General features: G+C 70.6%; 22 protein-coding genes. 7 read left to right on the top strand and 15 right to left on the bottom strand.

Annotation, left to right across the window (positions count from 1 at the left end; genetic code table 11):
• Nucleotides 1–10: 10 nt before the first annotated feature.
• Nucleotides 11–199 carry a pyrroloquinoline quinone precursor peptide PqqA gene (gene pqqA / locus D9598_RS07810; protein WP_198365892.1) on the bottom strand — a complete coding sequence of 63 codons (189 nt, stop codon included), beginning with the start codon at nt 197–199 and terminating at the stop codon, nt 11–13.
• Between the two features lie 68 nt (nt 200–267).
• Between pqqA and D9598_RS07805 the strand changes: the two genes are divergently transcribed.
• From D9598_RS07805 to D9598_RS07785, 5 genes are all read left to right on the top strand, one after another.
• Nucleotides 268–1,590: a sorbosone dehydrogenase family protein gene (locus tag D9598_RS07805; RefSeq protein ID WP_232477016.1), complete on the top strand. Its 1,323-nt coding sequence runs from the start codon at nt 268–270 to the stop codon at nt 1,588–1,590.
• Nucleotides 1,591–1,700: 110 nt separating this feature from the next.
• Nucleotides 1,701–2,396: a metallophosphoesterase family protein gene (locus tag D9598_RS07800; protein ID WP_198365891.1), complete on the top strand. Its 696-nt coding sequence runs from the start codon at nt 1,701–1,703 to the stop codon at nt 2,394–2,396.
• A gap of 72 nt (nt 2,397–2,468) precedes the next feature.
• Nucleotides 2,469–4,013 carry a D-glycero-beta-D-manno-heptose-7-phosphate kinase gene (gene rfaE1, locus D9598_RS07795; RefSeq protein ID WP_198365890.1) on the top strand — a complete coding sequence of 515 codons (1,545 nt, stop codon included), beginning with the start codon at nt 2,469–2,471 and terminating at the stop codon, nt 4,011–4,013.
• A 6-nt stretch (nt 4,014–4,019) separates the two neighbouring features.
• A complete protein-coding gene (dgt, locus tag D9598_RS07790; protein WP_198365889.1) occupies nt 4,020–5,333 on the top strand; it encodes a dGTP triphosphohydrolase in 1,314 nt (437 codons plus the stop codon).
• A 54-nt stretch (nt 5,334–5,387) separates the two neighbouring features.
• Nucleotides 5,388–6,155 carry an enoyl-CoA hydratase gene (locus D9598_RS07785; RefSeq protein WP_198365888.1) on the top strand — a complete coding sequence of 256 codons (768 nt, stop codon included), beginning with the start codon at nt 5,388–5,390 and terminating at the stop codon, nt 6,153–6,155.
• A gap of 23 nt (nt 6,156–6,178) precedes the next feature.
• Here D9598_RS07785 and D9598_RS07780 read toward each other — a convergent pair whose 3' ends face one another.
• The 10 genes from D9598_RS07780 to D9598_RS07735 all read right to left on the bottom strand — a co-directional run bounded on the left by D9598_RS07780 (nt 6,179) and on the right by D9598_RS07735 (nt 17,458).
• Nucleotides 6,179–7,090, bottom strand: a complete 912-nt coding sequence (locus tag D9598_RS07780; protein WP_198365886.1) for a cation diffusion facilitator family transporter — start codon at nt 7,088–7,090, stop codon at nt 6,179–6,181.
• A 25-nt stretch (nt 7,091–7,115) separates the two neighbouring features.
• Nucleotides 7,116–7,421 carry a YciI family protein gene (locus D9598_RS07775; RefSeq protein WP_198365877.1) on the bottom strand — a complete coding sequence of 102 codons (306 nt, stop codon included), beginning with the start codon at nt 7,419–7,421 and terminating at the stop codon, nt 7,116–7,118.
• 444 nt (nt 7,422–7,865) lie between these two features.
• Nucleotides 7,866–9,407, bottom strand: a complete 1,542-nt coding sequence (locus D9598_RS07770) for an acetolactate synthase large subunit (protein WP_198365876.1) — start codon at nt 9,405–9,407, stop codon at nt 7,866–7,868.
• Between the two features lie 106 nt (nt 9,408–9,513).
• On the bottom strand, nt 9,514–10,527 hold the full coding sequence (locus D9598_RS07765; RefSeq protein ID WP_198365875.1) for a cysteine synthase A: 1,014 nt from the start codon (nt 10,525–10,527) through the stop codon (nt 9,514–9,516).
• On the bottom strand, nt 10,524–11,159 hold the full coding sequence (locus D9598_RS07760; RefSeq protein WP_198365873.1) for a peroxiredoxin: 636 nt from the start codon (nt 11,157–11,159) through the stop codon (nt 10,524–10,526). The genes D9598_RS07765 and D9598_RS07760 overlap by 4 nt, the downstream gene beginning before the upstream one ends.
• Nucleotides 11,160–11,289: 130 nt before the next feature.
• Nucleotides 11,290–11,571, bottom strand: a complete 282-nt coding sequence (locus tag D9598_RS07755) for a hypothetical protein (protein WP_198365871.1) — start codon at nt 11,569–11,571, stop codon at nt 11,290–11,292.
• 152 nt (nt 11,572–11,723) lie between these two features.
• Complete coding sequence (locus tag D9598_RS07750) at nt 11,724–12,401, bottom strand: SCO family protein (protein WP_198365870.1); 678 nt, start codon at nt 12,399–12,401, stop codon at nt 11,724–11,726.
• Nucleotides 12,402–12,477: 76 nt separating this feature from the next.
• On the bottom strand, nt 12,478–13,515 hold the full coding sequence (locus tag D9598_RS07745) for a ribonucleotide-diphosphate reductase subunit beta (RefSeq protein WP_198365868.1): 1,038 nt from the start codon (nt 13,513–13,515) through the stop codon (nt 12,478–12,480).
• A 112-nt stretch (nt 13,516–13,627) separates the two neighbouring features.
• Entirely contained in the window at nt 13,628–15,541 is a 1,914-nt protein-coding gene (locus D9598_RS07740; protein WP_198365863.1) for a ribonucleoside-diphosphate reductase subunit alpha, read from the bottom strand.
• Nucleotides 15,542–15,778: 237 nt separating this feature from the next.
• Nucleotides 15,779–17,458, bottom strand: a complete 1,680-nt coding sequence (locus tag D9598_RS07735; protein WP_198365861.1) for a Na/Pi cotransporter family protein — start codon at nt 17,456–17,458, stop codon at nt 15,779–15,781.
• Nucleotides 17,459–17,642: 184 nt separating this feature from the next.
• Between D9598_RS07735 and D9598_RS07730 the strand changes: the two genes are divergently transcribed.
• Nucleotides 17,643–18,593, top strand: coding sequence for an MYG1 family protein (locus tag D9598_RS07730; protein ID WP_198365860.1), 951 nt, complete (start codon nt 17,643–17,645; stop codon nt 18,591–18,593).
• Between the two features lie 115 nt (nt 18,594–18,708).
• Entirely contained in the window at nt 18,709–20,163 is a 1,455-nt protein-coding gene (hydA, locus tag D9598_RS07725; RefSeq protein ID WP_198365859.1) for a dihydropyrimidinase, read from the top strand.
• A 36-nt stretch (nt 20,164–20,199) separates the two neighbouring features.
• Here hydA and D9598_RS07720 read toward each other — a convergent pair whose 3' ends face one another.
• From D9598_RS07720 to D9598_RS07705, 4 genes are read right to left on the bottom strand one after another with little or no spacing between them, the layout of a single operon-like run.
• On the bottom strand, nt 20,200–20,994 hold the full coding sequence (locus tag D9598_RS07720) for an ABC transporter permease (protein ID WP_198365857.1): 795 nt from the start codon (nt 20,992–20,994) through the stop codon (nt 20,200–20,202).
• Nucleotides 20,995–21,004: 10 nt separating this feature from the next.
• Entirely contained in the window at nt 21,005–21,880 is an 876-nt protein-coding gene (locus tag D9598_RS07715) for an ABC transporter permease (protein WP_198365856.1), read from the bottom strand.
• The gene (locus D9598_RS07710; RefSeq protein ID WP_198365854.1) at nt 21,877–22,986 is read right to left on the bottom strand and encodes an ABC transporter ATP-binding protein; all 1,110 of its coding nucleotides are present in this window, start codon (nt 22,984–22,986) and stop codon (nt 21,877–21,879) included. The genes D9598_RS07715 and D9598_RS07710 overlap by 4 nt, the downstream gene beginning before the upstream one ends.
• Nucleotides 22,986–24,017, bottom strand: a complete 1,032-nt coding sequence (locus D9598_RS07705) for an extracellular solute-binding protein (RefSeq protein ID WP_198365852.1) — start codon at nt 24,015–24,017, stop codon at nt 22,986–22,988. Before D9598_RS07705 ends, D9598_RS07710 begins: the two co-directional genes overlap by 1 nt.
• Nucleotides 24,018–24,020: the final 3 nt, after the last annotated feature.

Raw genomic sequence — 24,020 nt, 5'->3', positions numbered from 1 at the left:
CCCTCGCGGATCACTCCGCAACGGCGTAGGAATTGATCTCCATGCCGGTATGGATCTCGACGATTCGAGGCTTCTTCCAGATCTTCATGCGGCTGCTCCTCAGCGGTTGCGCCCTGGCCGGGGTCAGGGCGCCCCATGGCCTGGCATCCCGCTCAACGCGGCCCCAGAAGCGGGAGTTGCCGTGGGGATGATGAAACATGACATATCGGAAACCTATCCTGCCGGGCAGGATTGAGGCGGCATCGCTGTCTGAGACGGGAGTTGCCCATGCCCATCACCTCGCGCCGGCTGATCCTGGCCTCGGCCCTCGGCGCCGGCGGCCTATTGGCCGGAAGGGCCGGGGCCCAGGAGGTTCCTGCCGCCGGCATCGGCCGCGCTCCCGCCCTGCCGGCGCCCGATCTTCGTCACGAGACACGCAACTTCTCCCGCCAGATCGGCTGGCCGGAGGGCAAGACGCCGCGCGCCGCGCCAGGCTTCGCCGTGACCGAATATGCGCGCGACCTCGACAGCCCGCGCTGGATGCATCTCCTGCCGAATGGCGACGTTCTGGTCGCCGAGGCGCGTACCCTGCCGAAGCCGGCCCGGACGGCGGAGGAGCGGGAGCAGCAGGCACAGCAGAAGCGCGCGGGCACCGTGACCGGCGGCAGCGCCAACCGGATCACGCTCCTGCGTGACGTGGATGGCACCGGGCAGCCGGAGCGCCACGTGCTGCTGACCGATCTGAACCAGCCTTTCGGGATGCTCTATCGCGAGGGACGGCTCTACGTGGCGAATACGGACGGCGTGCTTCGCTTCCCCTTCCGGCCCGGCGAGACGCGCATCGACGGCAGCCGGGCCGAGCGCATCCTGGACCTGCCCGCAGGCGGCTACAACAACCACTGGACGCGCAACATCATCGCCAGTCCCGATGGGCGGCGCCTCTACGTCTCGGTCGGCTCGGCCAGCAACAATGGCGAGTATGGCATGGAGGAGGAGCGGCGCCGCGCCGCGATCCTGGAGATCGATCCCGACGGCGGCGGCCAGCGGATCTTCGCCCATGGCCTGCGCAACCCCAATGGCATGGACTGGGAGCCCGTGACCGGCGCGCTCTGGACCGCGGTGAACGAGCGCGACAACATCGGCGACAACCTGGTGCCGGATTATATCACCCATGTGCGCGAGGGCGGCTTCTACGGGTGGCCCTACAGCTACTGGGGCAGCCATCCCGACCCCCGAATGGCGCATGAACGGCCCGACCTGGTGCGCGCCGCCATCGCGCCGGACTACGCGCTGGGCAGCCACACGGCCTGCATCGGCCTGCAGTTCCTGCGCGGCACGGCGGTGCCGGAACGCTACCGGGGCGGCGCCCTGGTGGCGCAGCGCGGCTCCTGGAACCGCAGCGCGTTCAGCGGCTATCGCGTCGCCTTCGTCCCCTTCGCCGGGGGCCGGCCGAGCGGTCTGGCGGAGGACTTCCTGACCGGCTTCATGCCTGACCCGGAGCGGGGCGAGACCCACGGCCGGCCGGTCGGCGTGATCCAGGACGCGCGCGGCGCCGTGCTGGTGACGGACGACACCGGCAACCGCATCTGGCGCGTCACGCCCGCCGTCTGAAAGGCGCCGCCTGGGGCCGCGTGACGCGGATGCGTTGAACCCCCGCCGCCGCGGGCGCATGATGCGGCGGCGCCACGCTGGCGCCGCTGTCTCCTGGGGGCTTCATCGTCATGGATCTACCCGCCCCCGGCCTGCTGCCGGACGGCCTCCGCGTCTACGCCATCGGCGACGTGCATGGCTGCGCCGACCGGCTGGAGGCCCTGCATGCCCGCATCGCGCGGGACTGGCGCGACCGCCCGGCGGCGCGCTGCGCCATCGTCCATCTGGGCGACTATATCGATCGCGGCGAGGCCAGCGCGGCGGTGCTCGACCGCCTCGCCGGGCCCGGGCCGATCGCGGGGGCGGAATGGATTCTGCTGCGCGGCAATCACGAGGCGATGATGCTCGACGCCCTGACGGCGGGGCCCGGAACGGTGGCCGAGGATCTCTGGCTGTGGAATGGCGGCGACGCCACCCTGGCCAGCTACGGCGCCGAGGACAGCCGCCTGGTGCTGCCGGAGGCGCATCTGGCGCTGCTGCGCGGCCTGCGGCCGTCCTGGTCGGCGGGCGACTATTTCTTCGTCCATGCCGGCATCGACCCGCGTCGCGCCCTCGAGAGCCAGCGCGAGCTGGACCTGATGTGGATCCGCGAGCCCTTCCTCTCCTGGCCCCGGCCGCTGCCGCGCATCGTCGTCCACGGCCATACCCCCTCCCGCGCCCCGGAACTGCGGCGCTGGCGAATCGGCATCGACACCGGCGCGGTGGCCGGAGGCGCCCTCACCGCCCTGGCGCTGGACGCCGCCAGCCTGCGGTTTCTCTCGGCATGAGGCCGCCGCCCCGGAGGCCGGGCCGCCAGGGCGCCTTGCGTGCAGCGCCAGGGCTGCGCTAGGCCCTTGCCGATGCAAGGCCCCGTGCCCCCCTCCCCCCTGCCGGACGCACCCCTGCCGGATGCCCCCCGGCCGAACACGCAGGACGATCCGCGGCCCGGCCCCGGCACCCAGCCGGATCTGGCCGATGCGGTGCGGCAGCTGAAGCGCGCCTCCGTCCTCGTGGTGGGCGACGCCATGCTGGACCGCTACGTCTACGGCCATGTCCGCCGCATCAGCCCGGAGGCGCCCGTCCCCGTGCTGACGGTGGAGCGGGAGCTGGCCATGCCGGGCGGGGCGGGCAATGTGGTGCGCAACCTGACGGCGCTGGGCTCCGCCGTGGCCTTCCTCTCCGTCGTGGGGGACGACCAGGCGGGCAGCGACCTGACCGGGCTGATCGGCGGCCAGCCCGGCGTCGAGCCCTGGCTGCTGGTCCAGGGCGGGCGCATCACCACCACCAAGACCCGCTTCATCGCCGCCGGCCAGCAGATGCTGCGCGCCGACCAGGAGGTGGCGCGGCCGATCCATGAGCGGCTGGCCGAGCGGCTGATCCGCATCGCCACCGACACCGTGGCCGCCACCAGTGTCATGGTGCTCTCCGACTACCGCAAGGGCGTGCTCTCCGGCGGCACGACGGAGAAGCTGATCGCCGCCGCCAGGGCGGCCGGCCGGCGCGTTGTCGTGGACCCCAAGGGCGAGGATTTCTCCCGCTACGCGGGGGCCGATGTCATCACGCCGAACCGCGCCGAGCTGGCGCTCGCCACCCAGATGCCGGTGGACAGCGAGGCGGCCATCGTCGCCGCCGCCCGTGCCCTGCAGGCGCGCCACGGCTTCCACGCCGTGCTGGTGACGCGCAGCGAGGACGGCATGACCCTGCTTGAGGGGGAGGCGGTGCATCACCTGCCGGCCGAGGCCCCCGAGGTGCATGACGTCTCGGGCGCGGGGGATACGGTGGTCGCCGTGCTGGCGGCCGGCTTCGCCGCCGGCCTGCCGCTGCCGCTGGCAGCGCGCCTCGCCAATATCGCCGCCGGGCTCGTGGTGGGAAAGGTCGGCACCGCGGTGGCCCGGGAGGCCGATCTGCTGGAGGCCCTGACGCCCGAGCGTGGCGCGCTGCGCAAGGTGATGCGCCGCGCCGCCGCCGCCGAGCAGGTGGAGCGCTGGCGCCAGCGCGGCTGGCGCGTTGGCTTCACCAATGGCTGCTTCGACCTGCTGCATCCGGGACATGTGCATCTGCTGGAGCAGGCGCGCTCCTGGTGTGACCGTCTGGTGGTCGGGCTCAACGCCGATTCCAGCGTCAAGCGGCTGAAGGGCCCATCCCGCCCGGTGCAGCCCGAGGCGGCGCGCGCCGCCGTGCTGGCCTCCCTCGCCACCGTCGACCTCGTCACCATCTTCGAGGAGGACACGCCGCTGGACCTGATCCGGCTGCTGCAGCCCGAGGTGCTGGTGAAGGGCGCCGACTATACCGTGGATCAGGTGGTGGGCGGTGAGTTGCTGCAGGACTGGGGCGGGGTGGTGAAGCTCGCCGAGTTGCTGCCGGGCAATTCCACCACCGCGACCGTGGCGCGGATGCGGGGCTGAGCGCCGGTGCGCTGGTCCCGCCTGTTCGAGACCCGCCGCTTCACCGAGCCCTCCGCCCGCGTCGCCGCCAACCGCAACGCCTTCCAGATCGACCAGGACCGCATCGTCTTCAGCCGCCCCTTCCGCCGGCTGCAGCAGAAGACCCAGGTCCATCCCCTGCCCTTCAACGCGCATGTCCGCAACCGCCTGCTGCACACGCTGGAGGTGGCCTCGGTCGGGCGCTCGCTCGGCTTCACCGTCGGCACCGACTGCGCCGCCGAGTTGGCCGGCAGCGGCCATACGCCGGACGACCTCGGCTATCTGGTGCAGGCGGTCTGCCTGGCGCATGACATCGGCAATCCGCCCTTCGGCCATGCCGGCGAGGAGGTGATCGCCGGCTTCATGGCCCAGTGGCTGCAGGGGCCAGGCGCCGCCGGTCTGGAGCTGGACGCGGATCTGCGTTTCTTCGACGGCAATGCCCAGGGCTTCCGCATCCTGACCCGGGCCGACGGCTACCGCGAGCGCGGCGGCCTGAAGCTGACGCTGGCCAGCCTCGGCGCCTTCCTGAAATACCCCTGGGACGCGACCGACCCGCGGGCCGAGCGGCGTGGCCGGCCCGGCGTGAAGTTCAACCATTTCGCCACCGAGCGCGCCGCCTTCGGGGAGGTGCTGGCGGGCTGCGGGCTCGACGGGCCGCATCCGCGCCATCCCGCCGTCTGGCTGATGGAGGCGGCGGACGACATCACCTATGGCCTGGCCGATCTCGAGGACGCGGTCGAGCTCGATATGGTGCCCTATCGCGACTACGAGGCCCTGGTCGCTCCCCTCGCCCAGGCCGACCGCGCCCGGCTGGCGGGCGAGGACACCGAGGTGCAGAAGGTCGCCCTGCTGCGCTCCAAGGCCATCGGCCGGATGATCGGCGCCGTGGCGGTGGCCTTCGCCCGGCATCGCGAGCCCATCCTGGAAGGCCGGATGGCGCCCGGACAGTCGCTGATCGGCCTCTGCGCGCCGGACCTCCTGGAGCCCTTCGACGCCATCCGCCGCACCAACCGCGACACGCTCTACTTCCACCCGCGCAAGGCGGAGTTCGAGATCGGCGCGCGCGACGTGCTGGAGAAGACGCTCAGCGTCTTCCTGGAGGCCTGCCTCGCCTTCGTCCAGGCCGGGGGCGATGTCGAGCGCGTCTCCGGTCCGGCACGGCAGGCCCTGTCGCTGATGCGCGACTATCATCCGAAGCGGGATTACAGCCCGAGCGAGACCATCCGCTGCGCCGTCGATTTCGTCGCCGGCATGACGGACAACTACGCCGCCTATCTGGCCGCCCGGCTGCGCGGCCTGTAGCCGCACCGGCCGCCCGGCACCGGCGCGGCGGCGCACGAAACGCGGGAGGAACGCATGGAACTGCTGAACCGGCATTGCGCCGTCGAGCGCCGGGGCGAGGTGGCCTGGCTGACCATCCATGAGGCCGGCCGGGCCAATATCCTGAGCACCGCGGTGATCCTGGCGCTGACCGAGGGGCTCGGGCTGCTGGGCCGGGAGGCCGGGTTGCGCGCCATCGTGCTGACCGGATCGGGCGAGCGCAGCTTCATCGGCGGCGCCGACCTGCGCGAGATGGCGGCGCTGGACCCTGCCTCCGCCGAGGCCTTCATCACCCGCCTGGGCGGGCTTTGCGAGGCGGCGCGGCAATGCCCGCTGCCGGTGGTGGCGCGCATCCAGGGCTGGGCCCTGGGCGGCGGGCTGGAACTGGCCATGGCCTGCGATCTGCGCGTCGCGGCACCCGGGGCCCAGTTCGCCATGCCGGAGGTGAAGGTCGGCATTCCCTCCGTGATCCATGCGGCGCTGATGCCGCGGCTGATCGGCTGGGGCCGGGCGCGCTGGATGCTGATGACCGCCGCCACCATCGACGCCGCCACGGCGCTGGACTGGGGGCTGATCGACGCCGTGGCCGGGCCGGAAGGGCTGGACTCGGCCGTCGAGGCGGCGCTGGCGCCGATCCTGGAATGCGAGCCGCGCGCCATCGCGGCGCAGAAGGCCCTCCTGCGGCAATGGGAGGAGCTGCCGCTGACGGCCTCCGTCGCCGCCAGCGTGCCGGTCTTCGCCGAGGCCTTCACGACCGATGCCCCGGGCCGGGCGATGCGCGGCGCCCTGGCGCGGAAGGGCTGAGGCCCGGAAGGGCGCCGGGCGCTTCAGAACCAGCGCCGGTCGCCGACGAAATCCACGGTCAGCCAGCGATGCGGCCCGTCGCTCCCCAGCGCCGCGCTGATCTCCTCCCGCACGGCGTCGAAGCCCTGGACACCGTCCAGCGGATGGCAGGGCGGCACCAGGATATGGGCCTCGACAAAGAGGCCGCGCCCGATCTTGGCGACATAGCTGGAATAGGCGGGGAAGCCGTGCCGCGCCGTCACCTCGTCCAGGATGGCGCGCACCCGGCGGTCGAGGGAGGTGGGCGTGACCAGCAGCACCTCCGACATCGCCTTGCGCACCGTGCGGACCGGCACGGGCAGCAGGCAGAGCGTCAGCACCGCCAGGGCCAGCGGATCGGCATAGGGCGTCAGATGCGCGTAGGGCCCCCGGCCCAGCAGCAGCCCGGCGAGGAAGGCCAGCAGCAGCGCCCCAGTGATCGTCCCCGCCATGATCCAGCCCTGCACGTCCAGCGCCACCAGATCCGAGCCGATGCGGCGGTTGGCGCGGCGGCCATAGGCGGCCATGGCGAAGCTCACCGCGGCGATGGCCGCGGCGTAGCCGACGGCCCAGCCGAAGGCGAGGTCGCGGCCGCCCTGCAGCAGGCTGCCCACCGCGTTGAGGAAGGCATAGGCGCAGGTCAGCATCAGCACGAAGCCGTTGAAGACGAGCACCATGGGCTCGATGTGCCAGAAGCCGTGCTGGAAGCGCCGGCTGTCACCGCGCGCCAGCAGGCGGGCGACGAGCAGCGCCAGCAGCGACATGGTGGCGTCGATCAGCGAGAAGACGCCGTCGAAGACGATGGAGAGCGAGCCGGACAGCAGGCCGAACAGCACGCCCGCCACCGCCACGACGAGCGTGACGCCGAAGGAGCGGCGGAGCACCTTCTCCTCCGCCCTGGACTGGCCCTGCGGCATGTCCGCTGCTCCTGCTCCTGGCGGCTCAGCGCGGCGGCAGGTGGCGCCTGCCGTCCAGATAGGCCTTGCGCCACCGCGTGATGCGGATGGTCTCGAACAGGCCGGCCTGGGTGAAGGGGTCCTGCTGGATGAAGGCCTCCGCCTCGGCCCGGCTCTCGACATCGACGATGTAGAGACCGCCGCCGGCATCGGCGCCGTCATCGGTCAGCTTGGCGCCGCAGGCCAGGAGCAGGGCGGCGTTGCGGTCCAGGAAATCGATGTGCACGGCCCGGGTGGACTGGCGCAGCGCCTGGCTGTCGGCCTTGTCCCAGGTTTCGATGAGATAGGGCATGGCGATTCCTCCTGATTGCCGGCCGGCCCATTCTGGCCCCTCCCCGCCCGGAGAGGAAAGCGTCCGGCAACCTCGGGAGGAAGGGGCGCGGACCGGGACCGGCACGCCCTGCCCGCGTGCCAATCGACAGAGCCTGTGGCGCCCCCTTCGGGCTCCCCAGGCCGGAAGCGCGCCTGAGGAGCGGCGCGCTTCATCCCGGTCCGCTTCCGGCGCTTCGCCTCCCCTGCAGGCGGAGCGCCGGATCCCGCAATGTCAGACAGAGAAGGCGGGGAGCCGGGGAGAGTAGTGCGGGATCCGGTTCCGCGGTGGGACGGTCGTGACCGCGTTCCACCTCATCTTCTGCAACTGCGAGTTATTCTCAATTAAACCGACCTGGCGGCCGGGTCAAGCCCCCCGGAGGGGCTGCCGGGGGCCGGGGGAACGAGGCCCCCCGGCCCCGCCGGTTCAGATCATCAGCTCGATCAGGAAGGGCGCGTCGCTGGAGAAGGACTGGCTCATCAGGTCCGCGCACTGCTCCAGCGAGGTGGCCCGCGCCGCCGCGACCCCCATGCCGCCGGCGAGCTTCAGCCAATCGAGATCGGGATTGCCAAGGTCGAGCATGCTCATCGCCGTCGGCCCCGGATTGGCGCCGACATTCTGATACTCGCCGATGAGGATCTGGTACTTGCGGTTGGAGAGGATGACCGTGGTCACCGGCAGCTTCTCGCGGGCCTGGGTCCAGAGCGACTGAAGCGTGTACATGGCCGAGCCATCGGCCTGCAGGTTGATCACCCGCCGCTGCCGCCCGGCGCCGATCGCGGCACCGGTGGCGAGCGGCATGCCGCAGCCGATGGCGCCGCCGGTGATCTGCAGCCAGTCATGCGCCGGCGCCGCGTGCGTCTCCTTGAAGAAGCCGCGTCCGAAGGAGACGCTCTCGTCGGCGATGATGGCGCCTTCCGGCATCACCGCCGCCAGCGTCCGCGCCAGCCCTTCCGGCGTCGGCGCGCCGCGGGCGATCTCCGGCCTCGGGCCGGGGTCGGGGATGGCCGCCTCGGCCGCGCCCAGCTCCTCGACCAGCGCCCGGAGCGCCGCAAGCCCGTCCTGCTCGTAGCGCGCCAGGACATGCACCTCGGCGGTCTCGGGATAGTGCAGGCTGGGCTTTCCGGGATAGGCGAAGAAGCCGACCGGCGCCTTGGCGTTCACCAGGATCAGGTGCTCGACCCACTTCAGCGCCTCGATCGCCTGGTCGACCGGATAGGGCACGCGCTCCAGCGGCAGCCGGCCCCGCCCGCGCTCATGCCGGGCATTCGACATCTCGGCCATGACGCGCTGGCCGGTGGCCTGGGCGGCGCGCCAGGCGAAAGCCTGCGCCTCGCCGCGCAGGGCCGCGCCGCCCAGCAGGATCAGCACGTTCTTCTTCTCGCGCAGCACCCGCGCGGCGGTCTTCACCGCATGCGGGTCGGGCGCCGGGGCGGGCGGCACCGGCAGGGCGGCGGCGACTTCGCCGCCCTCGTTCCAGGCCGTGTCCGCCGGCAGGATCAGGGTCGCGATCTGCCCCGGCGAGGTCCGCGCGGCCTGCACCGCCACGGCGGCATCGGCACCGACGCGGCGGGCATCCATCGCGGTCCGCACCCAGCCGGAGACGCCGCGCGCCCAGCCCTCGGTATCGGCGGTGAGCTGGGCATCCAGCGGGCGGTGATAGGTGGCCTGATCGCCGACGATGTTGACGATCCCGCTGCGGGCGCGACGGGCGTTGTGCAGGTTGGCCAGGCCGTTGGCGAGGCCGGGGCCGCAATGCAGCAGGGTGGCCGCCGGCTTCTGCGCCATGCGCCAGTAGCCGTCGGCCATGCCGGTGACGATGTTCTCCTGCAGCCCCAGCACGCAGCGCATGCCGGGGATCCGGTCGAGTGCCGCGACGAAGTGCATCTCGCTGGTGCCAGGATTGGCAAAACAGGTGTCCACCTCGCTCTTGAGCAGCGTGTGGACCAGGCTTTCAGCTCCGTTCACCGGCGTTCTCCCTTGCAGCCATCGGCGGCGGCCAGGGTGACGCCAAAGCGGCGGGCGGCCAAGCCCGGCGCGATCGCATTCCGATACGGCGGCGCGAAAACCCGCGTCAGTCCAGCCAGGGCGGGACCGGCAAGCCCTTCTCGCGCAGGAAGGCGGGGTTGAAGAGCTTGGACTGATAGCGGGCGCCGCCGTCGCAGAGGATGGTCACCACCGTGTGGCCGGGCCCCAGCGCCTTTGCCACGCGCACCGCGGCCGCCACGTTCAGCCCGGCGCTGCCGCCGACCGAGAGCCCCTCCTCCACCAGCAGGGAGAAGACCTGCCGCAGCGCCTCGGCATCCGGGATGGTCTCGGCGCCATCGATCGGCGCGCCGTCCAGATTGCCGGGCACCCGCGCCGCCTGGCCGATTCCCTCCGTGATGGAGCTGCCCGCCGTCGCCTTGACCGTGCCATTCCGGACCCAGGGCGCCAGGGCGCTGCCCTCGGGATCGGCCAGCACGACGCGCACGCCGGAATGCCGCGCCTTCAGGGCCCGGGCGATGCCCGCCAGCGTCCCGCCGGTGCCGCAGGAGCAGGTGAAGGCGTCGATCCGCCCGCCGGTCTGGTCCCAGATCTCCGGCCCGGTGGTCGCCTCGTGCGCCCGCGCATTGGCCAGGTTGTCGAACTGGTTGGCCCAGACCGCGCCCAGCTCCTCGGCCAGCCGGCGGGAGACATGGACGTAGTTGCCCGGATCGGCATAGGGCCTGGCCGGCACCAGGCGGAGGTCGGCGCCGATCATGCGCAGGAAATCGAGCTTTTCCCGGCTCTGCGTCTCGGGCACGACGATGATGCTCTTCCAGCCGCGGGCATTGGCGGCCAGCGCCAGGCCGATGCCGGTATTGCCGGCCGTGCCCTCGACCACGGTGCCCGGCCGGCCCGGGGTCAGCAGGCCGCGTTCCACCGCATCCTGCAGGATGCCGAGCGCCGCCCGGTCCTTCACCGAGCCGCCGGGATTCATGAACTCGGCCTTGCCCAGGATCTCGCAGCCGGTCTCCTCCGAGGCCCGGCGAAGCCGGATCAGCGGTGTCCGGCCGACCGCGCCCCAGAAGCCTTCGACCGCCTGCGAGACCGGTGCCAGCATCATGCCTTCTCCACATCCACCCAACGCAGATACGGCCTCTCGGCCTCCCAGCCCTGCGGGAACCGCTCCCGGGCCTGCTCGTCCGGGATGGAGGGAACGATGATCGCCCGCTCGCCCGGCTGCCAGTTCACCGGAGTCGCGACCTTGTGGCGGTCCGTCAACTGGAGACTGTCGATCACCCGCAGCACTTCCTGGAAGTTCCGCCCGGTCGAGGGCGGATAGGCCAGGGTCAGGCGTACCTTCTTCGCCGGATCGATGACGAAGACGGTGCGGACCGTGACGGCCGCGTCCGCCTCGGGATGGATCATGCCATAGAGGTGGGACACCGCACGGTCCGCGTCGGAGATCAGCGGGAAGTTGACGGCCGCGCCCTGCGTGTCGGCGATATCCGCGTTCCAGCCGGCGTGATTGTCCAGGGTATCCACCGAGAGGCCGATCACCTTGACGCCGCGCCGGTCGAATTCCGGCTTCAGCCGGGCGGCCTCGCCCAGCTCGGTGGTGCAGACCGGCGTGAAATCACGGGGGTGGCTGAACAGCACCACCCAGGACTCCTCCGCCCAGTCATGGAAGCGGATCGGCCCCTCCGACGTCTCGGCGCTGAAATCGGGGGCCGTTTGGCCCAGCTGAAGGGTCATGCCGCGATCTCCCTGGCGTTCAGGAAGGAAATCACGACTCGCGCGGAACATCAATTCTGAAATACGTACCGAGGACGGAGATATCAGATGATCCCCGCGATTCCGCGATCTCAATTCGTCAATTGACGGTCTAGTTGCCCGGCTCCGGATGCCGGAGAAGCCAGAGGCGCTCATGCGCCGCGACCAGGCTCTCCATGTTCTTGCGGCGGTTGGTGTCCGGGGAGTTCGGCCGCCGGGTCACCATCTTCTCCAGGATCCGCAGCAGCTCCTCGGCAACCTCGTAGTCGCTCTGGTCGCAGGCCTGGTGGAAGGCGATCAGGATCTTGTCCGACAACCGACGCGTGTGACGCGGAGCCGGCTGGACCTTGGCTGGCTCCTGAACGCCCTGCCCTTCTGACCAATCTTCCGCCATGCTGCCTAGCCTCCTTGCTTTCGCAGGCGTGCCGCGCGCGCCACGGGCTCACGCAAGCTTCGCATCAAGGACATGTACGCGACAAAGCCCCGGCTGCACAGGGTGGTGATCACGATCGCGTTGCCCTTTAAAGATGTAAGGCCCAACTGTGTCTATAGTGTCGCGAGCTGCGCCTGAACGGCCTTGGCGATGTCTTCCGGCGTCGATTGCGGGCGCAGCAGCATGCGCACGCGCCCATCCTTGCCGATCAGGTAGATGAAGGAGGAATGGTCGACGAGGTACTCGGTCATCTCGGGGCGCTTCACCTTGGCGTAGAAGACCCGGAACCGGCGTGCCACCTCGGCGACCTGCTCCGGCGTCCCGGTCAGCCCGACCATGCGCGGATGGAAGTTGGTCACGTAGGCCTTGAGCTGCTCGGGCGTATCCCGCTCGGGATCGACGCTGAACAGGACCGGCGTGACCCGCTCGGCCTGGGCCGCGGGCAGCAGGTCCAGGGCGCTGGCGATGGCGCCAAGCTCGGTCGGGCAGACGTCGGGGCAGTAGGTGAAGCCGAAGTAGCCCACCATCAGCGCGCCGCCCAGTTCGGCCTGGGTGACGCTGCGCCCCTCCTGGTCGGTCAGGCGGAAGGGGCCGCCCAGCACCATGCCCTCGGGGAGCTGCACGCCCCCCACGGAGGGCACCGCCGCCTCCTGCCCCATCAGCCCAGCGACCTGGCGCATGAAGGCATCGCCGAGCGGCTCGCCCGGCTGGCGGTTGAAGGCCGCGGCGCCCCAGAGCGCGCCGAGGCCCAGGATCAGGAAGAGCACGAGGATGCGGATCAGCCTTTGCATCCCGCCTGCTTAGCCGATCCGGCGCCGGAAGCGGAGGGGGACCGATTGTCCCACCCGCCCCCGGCCGGCGGACGGATCAGGGCAGCAGCTGCCCTTCCGGCTGCTTGTCGGCGAAGACACCGTCGGCGAAGGCCTCCTCCCAGCTGCCCTGGGTGCTGGCCTTGGAATACTCAGTGGCGCGTCCCTCGAAGAAGTTCATGTGCTCGACGGCATTCAGGATCTCGTCCAGCCAGGGCAGCGGGTTCTTCTCGATCCCGTAATGGGGGTCGAGGCCGAGCTGCTGCAGGCGGCGGTCGGCGATGAAGCGGATATAGAGCTTCACATCCTCCGCCGTCATGCCCTGCACGCCGCCCAGCTCGAAGGCGAGGTCGATGAAGGCGTCCTCGTGCTCGACGATCGTGGTGCAGATCTCCAGCAGCTCCCGCTTCAGCTGCGGCGTCCAGATCTCCGGGTTCTCCTGCACGAAGGTGCGGAACAGCCGGATGACGGAGAGGCAATGCAGCGTTTCGTCGCGCACCGACCAGGAGACGATCTGTCCCATGCCCTTCATCTTGTTGAAGCGCGGGAAGTTCATCAGGATGGCGAAGGAGGCGAAGAGCTGCAGCCCCTCGGTGAAGGCGCCGAAGGCGGCCAGCGTCTTGGCGATCTCGGTCTTGTTCTCGACCGAGAAGGACTGCATGTAGTCGTACTTGTCCTTCATCTCCTTGTACTTCAGGAAGGCCGTGTACTCGATTTCCGGCATCCCGATGGTGTCGAGGAGATGCGAATACGCCGCGATATGGATGGTCTCGATGTTGGAGAAGGCCGAGAGCATCATCAGCACTTCCGTCGGCTTGAACACCTGGGAATAGTGCTTCATGTAGCAGTTGTTCACCTCGACATCGGCCTGGGTGAAGAAGCGGAAGATCTGCGTCAGAAGGTTCCGCTCGGCCTCGGTCAGGTTCTTCTGCCAGTCCTTCACGTCATCGGCCATCGGAACCTCTTCCGGCAGCCAGTGGACGCGCTGCTGCGTCATCCAGGCATCATAGGCCCAAGGATAGCGGAAGGGCTTGTAGACCGGGTTGGCGGTCAGCAGGTCCAACCTTTCGGGGGCGGCATCGGTGGTCGCGGACATGGCATGTCTCCGGCGTCTGGACGCGAGGCGCCCGGCCGACCCGGATCACGGGCCGGCGGCGCCATCGCTGGTCAGGAAAAGGCTTGGTCGGGGGTGGAAGGCCAGACCCGTCTCACTGGCAGGCGAGGCATTCCTCGTAATTCGTGCCGTTGCCGCCCGCCTCCGCGGCCACGGCGCGCACCGGCGCCACACCGGGAAGCGGCGCGCTCGGCAACACGGCCTCCAGGCTGTTGGCCGCGGCGAAGCCGAGCGCGGGCTGGGCCGAGACCTTCTCGCTGATGGTGTCGGCGCGCTGGATCGACAGCGAGCGGCAGTAGTAGAGCGACTTCACACCCTTCTTCCAGGCCTGGAAGTGGATCTGGTGCAGGTCGCGCTTGTGCACATCGGCCGGCAGGAAGAGGTTCACCGACTGGCTCTGGCAGATGAACGGCGTGCGGTCGGCGGCATGTTCCACCACCCAGCGCTGGTCCAGCTCGAAGGCGGTCTTGAAGACGGCCTTCTCCTGCTCGTCCAGGAAATCCAGGTGCTGCACGCTGCCCTTCGTGACGGTGATGTTGGTCCAGGTCTCGTCATCGTCGCGGCCGTGCTTCTGAAGCAGCTTCTTCAGATACGGGTTGCGCACGATGAAGCTGCCGGACAGCGTCTTGTGGTTGTAGACATTGGCCGCGATCGGCTCGATGCCCGGGCTGGCGCCACCGCAGATGATGCTGATCGACGCCGTCGGCGCGATCGCCATCTTGTTCGAGAAACGCTCCATGAAACCGTATTCGGCGGCATCCGGGCAAGGCCCGCGCTCCTCGGCGAGCTGCCGGCTGGCGACATCGGCCTGCTCGCGGATGTGCCGGAACATCCGCTTGTTCCACACCTTCGCGATAACGCTTTCGAACGGCACGTTCTGCGCCTGCAGGAAGGAGTGGAAGCCCATCACGCCGAGGCCCACCGAGCGCTCGCGCATGGCGCTGTACTTGGCGCGCGCCATGCTGTCGGGGGCGTTGTCGATGAAGCTCTGCAGCACGTTGTCGAGGAAGCGCATCACGTCGGGGATGAAGCGCGGCTCATCCTTCCACTGGAACCAGGTCTCGAGGTTCAGCGAGGAGAGGCAGCACACCGCGGTGCGCTCCTGGCCATGCTGGTCGCGCCCGGTGGGCAGGGTGATCTCGGAGCACAGGTTGGAGGTCTTGACCTCCAGGCCGGCGAGCTTCTGGTGCTCCGGCTGCGCGCGGTTCACGTGGTCGGAATAGATGATGTAGGGCTCGCCCTGCTCGATGCGGGCCATCAGGATGCGGATCCACAGCCCGCGCGCCGGGATCTTGCGAATGACGGCGCCGTCCTTGGGCGAGGTCAGCGCCCATTCCTCATCCGCCTCGACGGCGCGCATGAAGGCATCCGGGATCAGGATGCCGTGGTGCAGGTTCAGCGCCTTGCGGTTCGGATCGCCGCCGGTCGGGCGGCGCATGTCGATGAATTCCTCGATCTCGGGGTGCGAGACCGGCAGATAGACCGCCGCCGAGCCGCGCCGCAGCGAGCCCTGGCTGATCGCCAGCGTCAGGCTGTCCATCACGCGGATGAAGGGGATGATGCCGCTGGTCTTGCCGTTCTGCCCGACCTTCTCGCCGATCGAACGCAGATTGCCCCAGTAGGAACCGATGCCGCCACCCTTGGAGGCCAGCCAGACATTCTCGTTCCACAGGTCGACAATGCCGTTCAGGCTGTCATTCGCCTCGTTCAGGAAGCAGGAGATGGGCAGGCCGCGCGTCGTGCCGCCATTCGACAGCACCGGCGTCGCCGGCATGAACCAGAGCTGCGAGATGTAATTGTAGATGCGCTGCGCATGCGCCGCGTCGTCGCCATAGGCGCTGGCCACGCGCGCGAAAAGATCCTGATAGGATTCGCCCGGCATCAGGTACCGGTCGTCCAGCGTCGCCTTGCCGAAATCGGTCAGCAGCGCATCCCGCGACCGGTCCACATGCACCTGGCCATGCCCCGCGAGCTGAATGTCATCGGCAAGCTGAATGGCATCGAACACGGCGAGAATCCCTGATGGGTTGTAGTGTGGTGAGGCGCAGGTTTGCACCGCGTCGCCCGGAGCTTCAACCCATATCTGGTGGGTCGGATGCAGGACATCCCCCCACAATTTGCTTGCCTGGCGTTTTGCCCACAGCACCCACCGCGCCGCGACTCACGGAAAAATCTGGCAAAGCCAGGGTTATCCACCGCCACCTTCCCAGGCGCCGCGAACACATTCTCACGTAAAAAATTTCTTTCAGCCTGCCGCCGGTCCGGCCGTGGCCTCCTCCGCCTCGACCAGCCGGCTCGGCCGCAATTCCCCTTCCCGCTCCAGCACGGGATAAGCCGCCGCCGCGACCACGTGGCTGTTCACCAGCTTGAGATCGCGCAGCAGGTCGAGATGCAGGCCGCCACTGTCCAGGCTCTCCAGCCGCCCGGCGCGCAGCCGTTCGAAATGCCGCACGGTGGCCTGTGCCTCGACGTCACGGAAGGCGGCCTTCTCGGCAGCGAGCAGCCACGCCGCGCGGGCATCCTCGGTCATCAGCAGCGAGGCCGCGATCCGGAGATTGCCGATCACCCGATCGATCAGCCCGAGAAGCTCGTCCCTCCCCTCGGCGGACAGCATCAGGCCGCGTTTGCGGAGCTTGCCGGCATGCGGCAGCAAGCCGCCCTGCACCACGTCCCCGGCCTGCTCCAGATGCATGGCGAAAAGCAGGATCTCCTGCACCCGCCGCTGGTCCGCCTCGCTCAGCTCCTCGGTGTCGAGCCCCGCGAGATAGGTCTTGAGCTCCCGGTTCAGCCGGTCCAGCGCATCCTCCGCCTGACGCGACACGGCCGCCGGCCGGGCGCCGGGCGTCGCCAGCACCCCCCGCGCGTCGCGCAGCATCGCCTCGACCAGGTCCGCCAGCCGCAGCGCCTCCCGCGCCGCGCCGCCCAGCGCCACCACTGGCACCTCCCGCGCGGCGGGATCGAGATAGAGCGGGCGGGCGGGATCGGCGGGGTTCTCCCGGCGTGGCAGAAGGCGCCGCAGCAGCGCCGCGTAGGGCGTCAGCAGGGGCAGGAAAAGCGCCGCCAGCACCAGGTTGAACAGGCTGTGGAACTGCGCCACCGCCCGGCCGGCATCGCCGGACCCGCCGCCCAGCAGCGCCGCCGCCGGCCCCAGCAGCGGCATGGCGATGGCCAGCCCCACCAGGCGGTTGAGCAGGTTGCCCAGCGGCAGGCGCCTCCCGGCCGGGTCCCCGCCGCCGCCCTCCAGCAGCGGGTTCAGGGCGCTGCCGAGATTGGCCCCGATCACCATGGCCAGCGCCGCCTCCGGCGACACGACGCCATGCTCGGCCAGGGACATGATCAGCAGCACGGTGGCCACACTGGAATGCAGGGCCCAGCTCATCAGCGCCGCCACGAGGACGTCGAGCAGCGGCACGGCGGCGATCAGGCCGAGCAGGGCCCGCAGCTGAGGCGTGGCTTCGTAGGGGCCCATCAGCGCCACGAGCTGGTGCAGCGCCATCAGCATCAACCCGAGGCCGATCACCGCCCGCCCGAGGTCATGCGGCAGCGGCGCCTCCCGCCGGAACAGGATGAAGCCCAGCAGGATGAGGGCCGGCGCCACCATCGCCATGTCGAAGGACAGGAGCTGGACGATCAGCGTGGTGCCCAGATTGGCGCCCAGCATGACCGCCAGCGCCGGCACCAGCCCCACAACCCCACCGGCCGCGAAGCCCGCGACCATCAGGCCGGTCGCCGTGCTGCTCTGCAACAGGGCGGTGACGCCGAGACCCGCCAGGAAAGCCCTGAGCCGGTTGCTCAGGGCGCGGCCCAGCAGCCCCCGCAACCGGGCGCCGAAGGCGCGCTGCACCCCGGTCTGGACCATGCGGGTGCCCCAGAGCAGGAGAGCCACCGTCCCCGACAGGCTGATCAGCACGACGATCAGGCTCATCTCCCGTCATCCTCCTGTCATCAGGGAAGCACGCGGCAGGACAGGGCGCAAAGCGGAGGGGGGGGTGGCGCCGGCCGGGCCGCTGGCGGATAAGGCCTGCCTTCCGGGAGCACCCAGGCCCCAGGCCCCCTGGCCTCCACCCCCTGGCCCCCACCCCCTGGCCCAGCCCACGCGAAGGATCCGCATGACCGACACCGCCCTGCCCCTGCTCGTCACCCATAGCGGCGGCTTCCACTGCGACGAGGCCTTCGCCTATGTGGTGCTGCGGCAGGCGCTCGGCCTGCACCGGCCGGGCGGCGACCACCGCCTGCTGCGCACGCGGGACGCGGCGGCCATCGCCCAGGGCGACTACGTCTGGGATGTCGGGACGGTCTTCGATCCTGCCGCCCGCCGCTTCGACCACCACCAGCGCGGCGCCCCGGTGCGGCCGGACGGCACGCCCTTCAGCTCGGCCGGCCTGGTCTGGCAGCAGTACGGCGAGGCGGCGGTGGCGGCCCTGCTGCGCGCCGGCGGCGGGGAGGAGGGCCTGGCCCCGGCCATCGCCGCCGAGCTGGACCGCAGCCTGGTGCGCCGGATCGACGAGATCGACAATGGAGTGGCCGGCAGCCGCGAGCCGCTCGACCTCGCCTCCCTGGTGGGTGACTGCAACCTGCCCTGGGACGTTCCCGCCGAGGGCCGCCAGGCGGCGGAGGATGCCGCCTTCCTGGATGCCGTCGCCCTGGTGGAGCAGGTGCTGCGCCGCCGCGTCGCCGTGCTGCGCGCCCGGCTGGCGGCCGACGCCCTGGTGGCGGCGGCGCATGCCGCCTCGGCCGATCCGCGCATCCTGGAGCTGGATCGCGGCATGCCCTGGAAGGGCGCCGTCTTCGCCCATGACCTGCCGGTGCTCTTCGCCGTCTACCCGGTGCCGAACGGCAACTGGATGGTCGATGCCATGCCACCCGAGCCCGGCTCCTTCGCCCAGCGCCTGCCGCTGCCGCAGGACTGGGCCGGGCTGCAGGACGCCGCCCTGGCCGCGGCCTCCGGCGTGCCGGACGCCGTCTTCGTGCATCTGCGCCGCTTCGTCGCCGCCGCCCGCTCGCGCGCGGGCGCGGTGGAGATGGCACGGCGCACCATCGCCCGGCACGGGGCGGGCTGAGACCGCCCCACCCGCCCGGGCGCCGGCGCCCCGGCATGCCGCTTGCAGCGTGGCCGCTTGCGACATGGCGGCTTCCGGGCAGCATGTGACGGCAGAACCGAGGAGAGAACGGCAGATGGCATCCTTCGATTGCGTGGTCCGCAACGGCACGGTGGTCACGGCGAGCGACACGGTCGCCTGTGATATAGGCATTGTCGACGGCGTCGTGGTCGCGCTGGGCCGCGACCTGCCGGCCGGCCGGCGCGAGATCGACGCCTCCGGCCGGCTGGTCCTGCCGGGCGGCGTGGACACGCACACGCATATCGAGGAGCCCGCGAAAGGCCCGGCCCGCAACGCCGACAGTTTCGACACCGCCTCCGCCTCGGCCGCCGCCGGCGGCACGACGACGGTGATCTGCTTCGCGCGGCAGCCGCGCGGCGGCACGCTGGCGGACAAGGTCGCCGCCTACCACGAGCTCGCGAAGGCCTCGCGCGTCGACTACTCCTTCCACCTGATCCTCAGCGACCCGACGCCGGAGCTGCTGGAGCGGGAGCTGCCGCCGCTGGTCGAGGCGGGGCACCGCTCGCTCAAGATCTTCCTCACCTACGAGGGCGCGAAGGTGACGGATGCGGAGGCGCTGCGCGTCCTCGCCGCCGCGCGCCGCCTCGGCGCGCTGGTCTGCGTGCACGCCGAGCACAACGACCTGATCGAATTCTACCGCGACGCGCTGCTCGCCGCCGGGCTGACCGCGCCGAAGTACCATGGCTGGGTCAAGCCCATGGTGGTGGAGCGCGAGTGCACCCACCGCATCATCGCCATGGCCGAGGCGCTGGACACGCCGATCCAGGTCTTTCACGTCTCCGGCGCGGAATCGGCCGAGGAGGTGGCGCGCGGCCAGGCGCGCGGGCTGAAGGTCTGGGCCGAGACATGCCCGCAATACCTGACGCTGACGACAGCGGACATGGACCGCCCGGGCTTCGAGGGCGCGAAGTTCATCTTCAGCCCCGCCGCGCGGACGACGGCGGACCAGGAGGCGCTCTGGGCCGCGATCCGCGCCGGCGTGATCGGCAATGTCTCCTCCGACCACGCGCCCAGCCGCTACGAGGGGCCGGACGGCAAGAAGGCCTATGGCGAGGACGCGCCCTTCACCAAGGTGCCGAACGGCCTGCCCGGCCTGGCGACCCGGCTGCCGGTGCTGTTCTCCGAAGGGGTCTCGAAGGGGCGGATCGACCTGCAGACCTTCGTCGCCATCACCGCCACCAATCCGGCCAAGCTCTTCGGCCTGCATCCGCGCAAGGGCACCATCGCCGTCGGCGCGGATGCCGATCTGACGATCTGGGACCCCGAGAAGGAGGTCACCATCACCAACAGCCTGCTGCATCACGGCAGCGACTACACGCCCTATGAAGGCATGGCGGTGAAGGGCTGGCCGGTGACGACCCTGGTGCGCGGCACCGTCGTCTGTGACGGGGGCGAGATCGCCACCGCGCCGGGCGGCGGCCGCTTCCTCGCCCGCGGCCCCTATCCGCTGATCGCGCCGCGCGGCGTCTTCCCCGGGCCGTTCAACCCGGTCGATGGCGTGCCGGCCTGACGGGAAGGCGACCTGCCCCGCCGGCGGATGGCACCGCTACAGCGCCGCCATCCGCCGCAGCCCGACCAGCCGGTCGCAGAACAGCAGCATCAGCACCGTCAGCCCGATCAGCAGGACCGAAACCGCCGCGAGTGTCGGATCGGGCGACACCTCGAGCTGGTTCAGCAACTGGATGGGCAGGGTCTTGGTGCGGACATCCACCAGGAACATCGAGATCGGGTAGTTGTCGAAGGAGGCGAAGAAGGCGAAGAGCGCCCCGCTGAGAAAGCCCGGCAGGATGGCCGGCACCAGCACGCGCCAGAGGGCGATCGGATAGGAGCAGCCGAGCGTCCGCGCCGCGTCGACCAGCGTGAAGTCGAAGAGCGAGAGGCTCGCCAGCACGGTGCGCATGACGAAGGGCATGGTGATGACCACATGCGCCAGGAGCAGCGACCACCAGGCATCCCGCAGGCCGATCTCGCGCGCCGCCTGCAACAGGGCGATGCCGAGCACGAGGCCCGGCAGCATCAGCGGCGAGATCATGAAGGTCGCCACCGCCTGCCCCCAGGGCACCTGCCCGCGCACCAGCGCCACGGCGCAGAGCGTGCCGAGGACGAGGGAGATAACGGTCGAGAGGGCGGCGATGCTGGCCGAGAGCCAGAGCGCCCCAAGCAGCGCATCGATCTCCAGGACCCGCGCGTACCAGCGGAAGGAGAAGCCGGTCGGCGGGAAGCGGAACACCGCGGTGTCGGTGAAGGAGACCGGAATCACCACCAGGATCGGCAGCAGCAGGAAGAGGATGGCCAGCGCCAGCATGGCGGCGCAGAAGCCGCGTCCCATCCGTTCGATCATCCGTCCCTCCTCATCGCCGGGCCAGGCGGCGCTGCAGCAGCGCGGCGCCCACCACCACCGCCACCGCCACCGCCAGCAGCACGGCGGCCATGGCCGCGCCCAGCTGCCAGTCGCGCAGGTTCAGGAAGGCCTTGGCCATGACCATCGACATCGTCATGTAGCGCTCGCCGATCAGCAGCTGCGGCGTCACATAGGCCGCCACCGCGAGCGAGAAGACCAGCGTCGCGCCGGCGACCAGGCCCGGCAGGCTGAGCGGCAGGATCACGTGCAGGAAGCGGAAGACCGGCCCGGCGCCGAGCGTCGCCGCGGCCTCCGGCAGCCGGCTGTCCATCATCCGCACGCCGGAATAGACCGGCAGCAGCATGAACGGCAGGAAGACGTTGATCATGCCGATGTAGAGCGTCTCCTCGGTGAAGAGCAGGCGCAGCGGCCGCTCGATCCATCCCGCCGAGAGCAGCGCCCAGTTCACGATGCCGTCGCGCCGCAGCATGATGGCCCAGCCGAAGGACTTGACGATGACGCTGACGGTCATCGGCAGGAAGACCAGGGCGAAGAGCGCCACCTGCCAGTAGCCGCGCGCCCGCGCCAGGGCGAAGGCGGCGGGATAGCCGATCAGCGCGGCGCCGAGCGTCGTCGCGAGCCCCAGCCAGAGCGAGCGTCCGATCACCCGGAGGTAATAGGGATCGCCCAGCAGCCGGGCATAGCCGTCAAGGCTGAAGCCCGCCTCCGAACGCAATGAGGTGATGAGCAGCAGCAGCACCGGCAGCGCGAAGACCGTGACCATGAAGGCCACGGCCGGCAGCGCCAGCAGGGCCAGCGGGTCGATCGCCGGCCGCGCGGCGGGTGCGGCGGCCGGTGCCAGGACCGTCGGCGCGGTGGTGCTCATGGCGCGGGAAAGACCATGACCTCGGCCTCCGGGAAGGCCAGCCGCACCGGGCGGCCGGGTGCTAGGCCCTCCGGCAGGCGGGCCAGCTCGACCATGCCGCGATCCGGCCCGCCCGCCGGCAGATCCAGGTGCAGCTGCACGCGGGAGCCGAGGAAGCTGACATCGGCGATGCGCGCCGCCAGCCCCTCCTCCGCCGCCGGGTCCAGCAGGATCGCCTCCGGCCGGATGGCCGCCACCACCGGCGAGCCGGGCAGGTAGCTGCCCCGGGCGCGCAGCCGGCCCAGCGCCGTCTCCACCACCAGCCCACCGCCCCGGCTCTCCGCCACTCGTCCGGCAAGGCGCGTGGAGCGGCCGACGAAGTCCAGCACATAGAGCGTGGCCGGCTGCCGGTAGAGCGTCGCCGGATCGGCCAGCTGCTCGATGCGGCCGGCGTTCATCACCGCGATGCGGTCGCTGACGACCAGCGCCTCCTCCTGGTCATGGGTGACGAAGATGGCGGTGATGCCGACCTCGCGCAGCAGCCCCTTGAGCTCGACCTGCATCGTGTCGCGCAGCTTGCGGTCCAGCGCCGAGAAGGGCTCGTCCAGCAGCAGCAGCGAGGGGCGCACCACCAGCGCGCGCGCCACCGCGACGCGCTGCTGCTGGCCGCCCGAGAGCGCCGTCACCGGCTTGCCGGCATGCTCGCCCATGCGGACCAGCGCCAGCGCCTCCTCGACGCGCGCCGCCTGCTCGCGGCGCGGCACGCCCTGGGCACGCAGGCCGAAGGCCAGGTTCTCCGCCACGGTCAGATGCGGGAACAGCGCGTAGTTCTGGAACACCACGCCGATGTTGCGCCGGTGCGCCGGGAGGCGGGTGATCTCGGCGCCGCCCACCACGATGCTGCCGCGGTCGGGGCGCATCAGCCCGGCGATCAGGCGCAGCAGCGTGGTCTTGCCGCAGCCCGAGGGCCCGAGCAGCGAGACGAACTCGCCCCGCGCGACGGTCAGCGAGAGGTCGTCCAGCACGCTGGCCGCGCCGAAGCGCTTGCCCAGACCCGCGACGCGGAGATGGGCGGGCGCGGTGAGGCCGCCCGGCGCGGCGGCGCCGGGCCTCGTGCCGATCAGCATCAGCCGCCCGAGATCTCGCGCTCGAAGCGCTCGATCCAGCGGTTGCGGTTGTCGGCGAAGTACTCCCAGTCCAGCACCGCCAGCTCCGGCAGGTCGAGCCCGGCCGGCTTCACCGTCTTGGTGTTGGTCGGGTTGGAGTAGAAGGTCTTGGCGATCAGCGCCTGGGTCTCGGGGTCCAGCAGCTCGTTGATGAAGGTCATCCCCAGTTCGGGGTTCGGGCCATTGGCGACCAGCGCGGCGCCGGCCGGCATGGCGACCATCCCCTCCTTCGGCTGCGCCTGGTCGACCGGCGCGCCCTGGGCCTTGCGGAACAGCACCGTGCGCGTGTCGGGGCTGAGAAAGAAGTCGATCTCGCCGGTTTCCAGGAGCTGTTGCGCCTGCGGCGCGTTGCTCGTCACCTGCAGCACGTTGGGCTTCAGTTCCTTCAGCTTCTCGAACCCCGCATCCGCCTCCTTCAGGCATTCGGCGAGCGGCTTGCCGGTGGCCAGATGCGCCGCCGCCAGGAGCGGCACCACCGCCTGGGTGATGCGCATGGAGATCAGGATGACCTTGTCGCGGTGCCTGCTGTCCCAGGCCTCGGCGTAGGAGGCCGGGCCAGGCCTCACGCTGTCCGTGTTGTAGGCAATCGAGGAGGCAGGCTGGCACCAGTTCACCCACATCGCGTCGCGCGGCTTCGCGTCCGCCCGCACATCCGCGAGGTTGGGAATATTGGCGCCCTTCAGCGGGGCGATCACCTTCTCCCGCTCGGCGAGGATGAGGACCGGATCGTCCATCATCGTCACCGTCATGGTCGGGCGCGCCTTGTTGGCGCGGATCTTCTCCAGGTTGATGAGGGAGTTGCTGCCCTCGAACAGGATCTTGAAGCCGTGCTTGCGCTCGATCAGCGGGAACAGCATGTCGGTCAGGCCGGGCGAGGCAGGGCCGCCGACGAAGATCTCCCGCGGCTGCGCGCGCACGACGGAGGGGGCCGCCAGGCCGAGCGCCATACCGGAGGATGCGGCCAGGACATGGCGGCGGGTGAAGCGGGGCATCGG

Origin of the sequence: Roseomonas sp. KE0001 (assembly GCF_016107285.1) — a bacterium.
Lineage (GTDB): Bacteria > Pseudomonadota > Alphaproteobacteria > Acetobacterales > Acetobacteraceae > Pseudoroseomonas.
This window is presented reverse-complemented; position numbering and strand designations above follow the sequence as displayed.

Excerpts from the sequence above, each read along its gene's own strand:
- hydA (WP_198365859.1), top strand. The coding sequence starts at position 18,709 with ATGGCATCCTTCGATTGCGTGGTCCGCAACGGCACGGTGGTCACGGCG.
- D9598_RS07715 (WP_198365856.1), bottom strand. The coding sequence starts at position 21,880 with ATGAGCACCACCGCGCCGACGGTCCTGGCACCGGCCGCCGCACCCGCC.
- D9598_RS07710 (WP_198365854.1), bottom strand. The coding sequence starts at position 22,986 with ATGCTGATCGGCACGAGGCCCGGCGCCGCCGCGCCGGGCGGCCTCACC.
- D9598_RS07705 (WP_198365852.1), bottom strand. The coding sequence starts at position 24,017 with ATGCCCCGCTTCACCCGCCGCCATGTCCTGGCCGCATCCTCCGGTATG.
- D9598_RS07760 (WP_198365873.1), bottom strand. The coding sequence starts at position 11,159 with ATGACCCTTCAGCTGGGCCAAACGGCCCCCGATTTCAGCGCCGAGACG.
- D9598_RS07780 (WP_198365886.1), bottom strand. The coding sequence starts at position 7,090 with ATGCCGCAGGGCCAGTCCAGGGCGGAGGAGAAGGTGCTCCGCCGCTCC.
- D9598_RS07735 (WP_198365861.1), bottom strand. The coding sequence starts at position 17,458 with ATGAGCCTGATCGTCGTGCTGATCAGCCTGTCGGGGACGGTGGCTCTC.
- pqqA (WP_198365892.1), bottom strand. The coding sequence starts at position 199 with ATGTTTCATCATCCCCACGGCAACTCCCGCTTCTGGGGCCGCGTTGAG.
- D9598_RS07750 (WP_198365870.1), bottom strand. The coding sequence starts at position 12,401 with ATGCAAAGGCTGATCCGCATCCTCGTGCTCTTCCTGATCCTGGGCCTC.
- D9598_RS07775 (WP_198365877.1), bottom strand. The coding sequence starts at position 7,421 with ATGCCCTATCTCATCGAAACCTGGGACAAGGCCGACAGCCAGGCGCTG.
- D9598_RS07730 (WP_198365860.1), top strand. The coding sequence starts at position 17,643 with ATGACCGACACCGCCCTGCCCCTGCTCGTCACCCATAGCGGCGGCTTC.
- D9598_RS07800 (WP_198365891.1), top strand. The coding sequence starts at position 1,701 with ATGGATCTACCCGCCCCCGGCCTGCTGCCGGACGGCCTCCGCGTCTAC.
- D9598_RS07765 (WP_198365875.1), bottom strand. The coding sequence starts at position 10,527 with ATGATGCTGGCACCGGTCTCGCAGGCGGTCGAAGGCTTCTGGGGCGCG.
- rfaE1 (WP_198365890.1), top strand. The coding sequence starts at position 2,469 with ATGCAAGGCCCCGTGCCCCCCTCCCCCCTGCCGGACGCACCCCTGCCG.
- D9598_RS07755 (WP_198365871.1), bottom strand. The coding sequence starts at position 11,571 with ATGGCGGAAGATTGGTCAGAAGGGCAGGGCGTTCAGGAGCCAGCCAAG.
- D9598_RS07720 (WP_198365857.1), bottom strand. The coding sequence starts at position 20,994 with ATGATCGAACGGATGGGACGCGGCTTCTGCGCCGCCATGCTGGCGCTG.
- D9598_RS07805 (WP_232477016.1), top strand. The coding sequence starts at position 268 with ATGCCCATCACCTCGCGCCGGCTGATCCTGGCCTCGGCCCTCGGCGCC.
- D9598_RS07785 (WP_198365888.1), top strand. The coding sequence starts at position 5,388 with ATGGAACTGCTGAACCGGCATTGCGCCGTCGAGCGCCGGGGCGAGGTG.
- D9598_RS07745 (WP_198365868.1), bottom strand. The coding sequence starts at position 13,515 with ATGTCCGCGACCACCGATGCCGCCCCCGAAAGGTTGGACCTGCTGACC.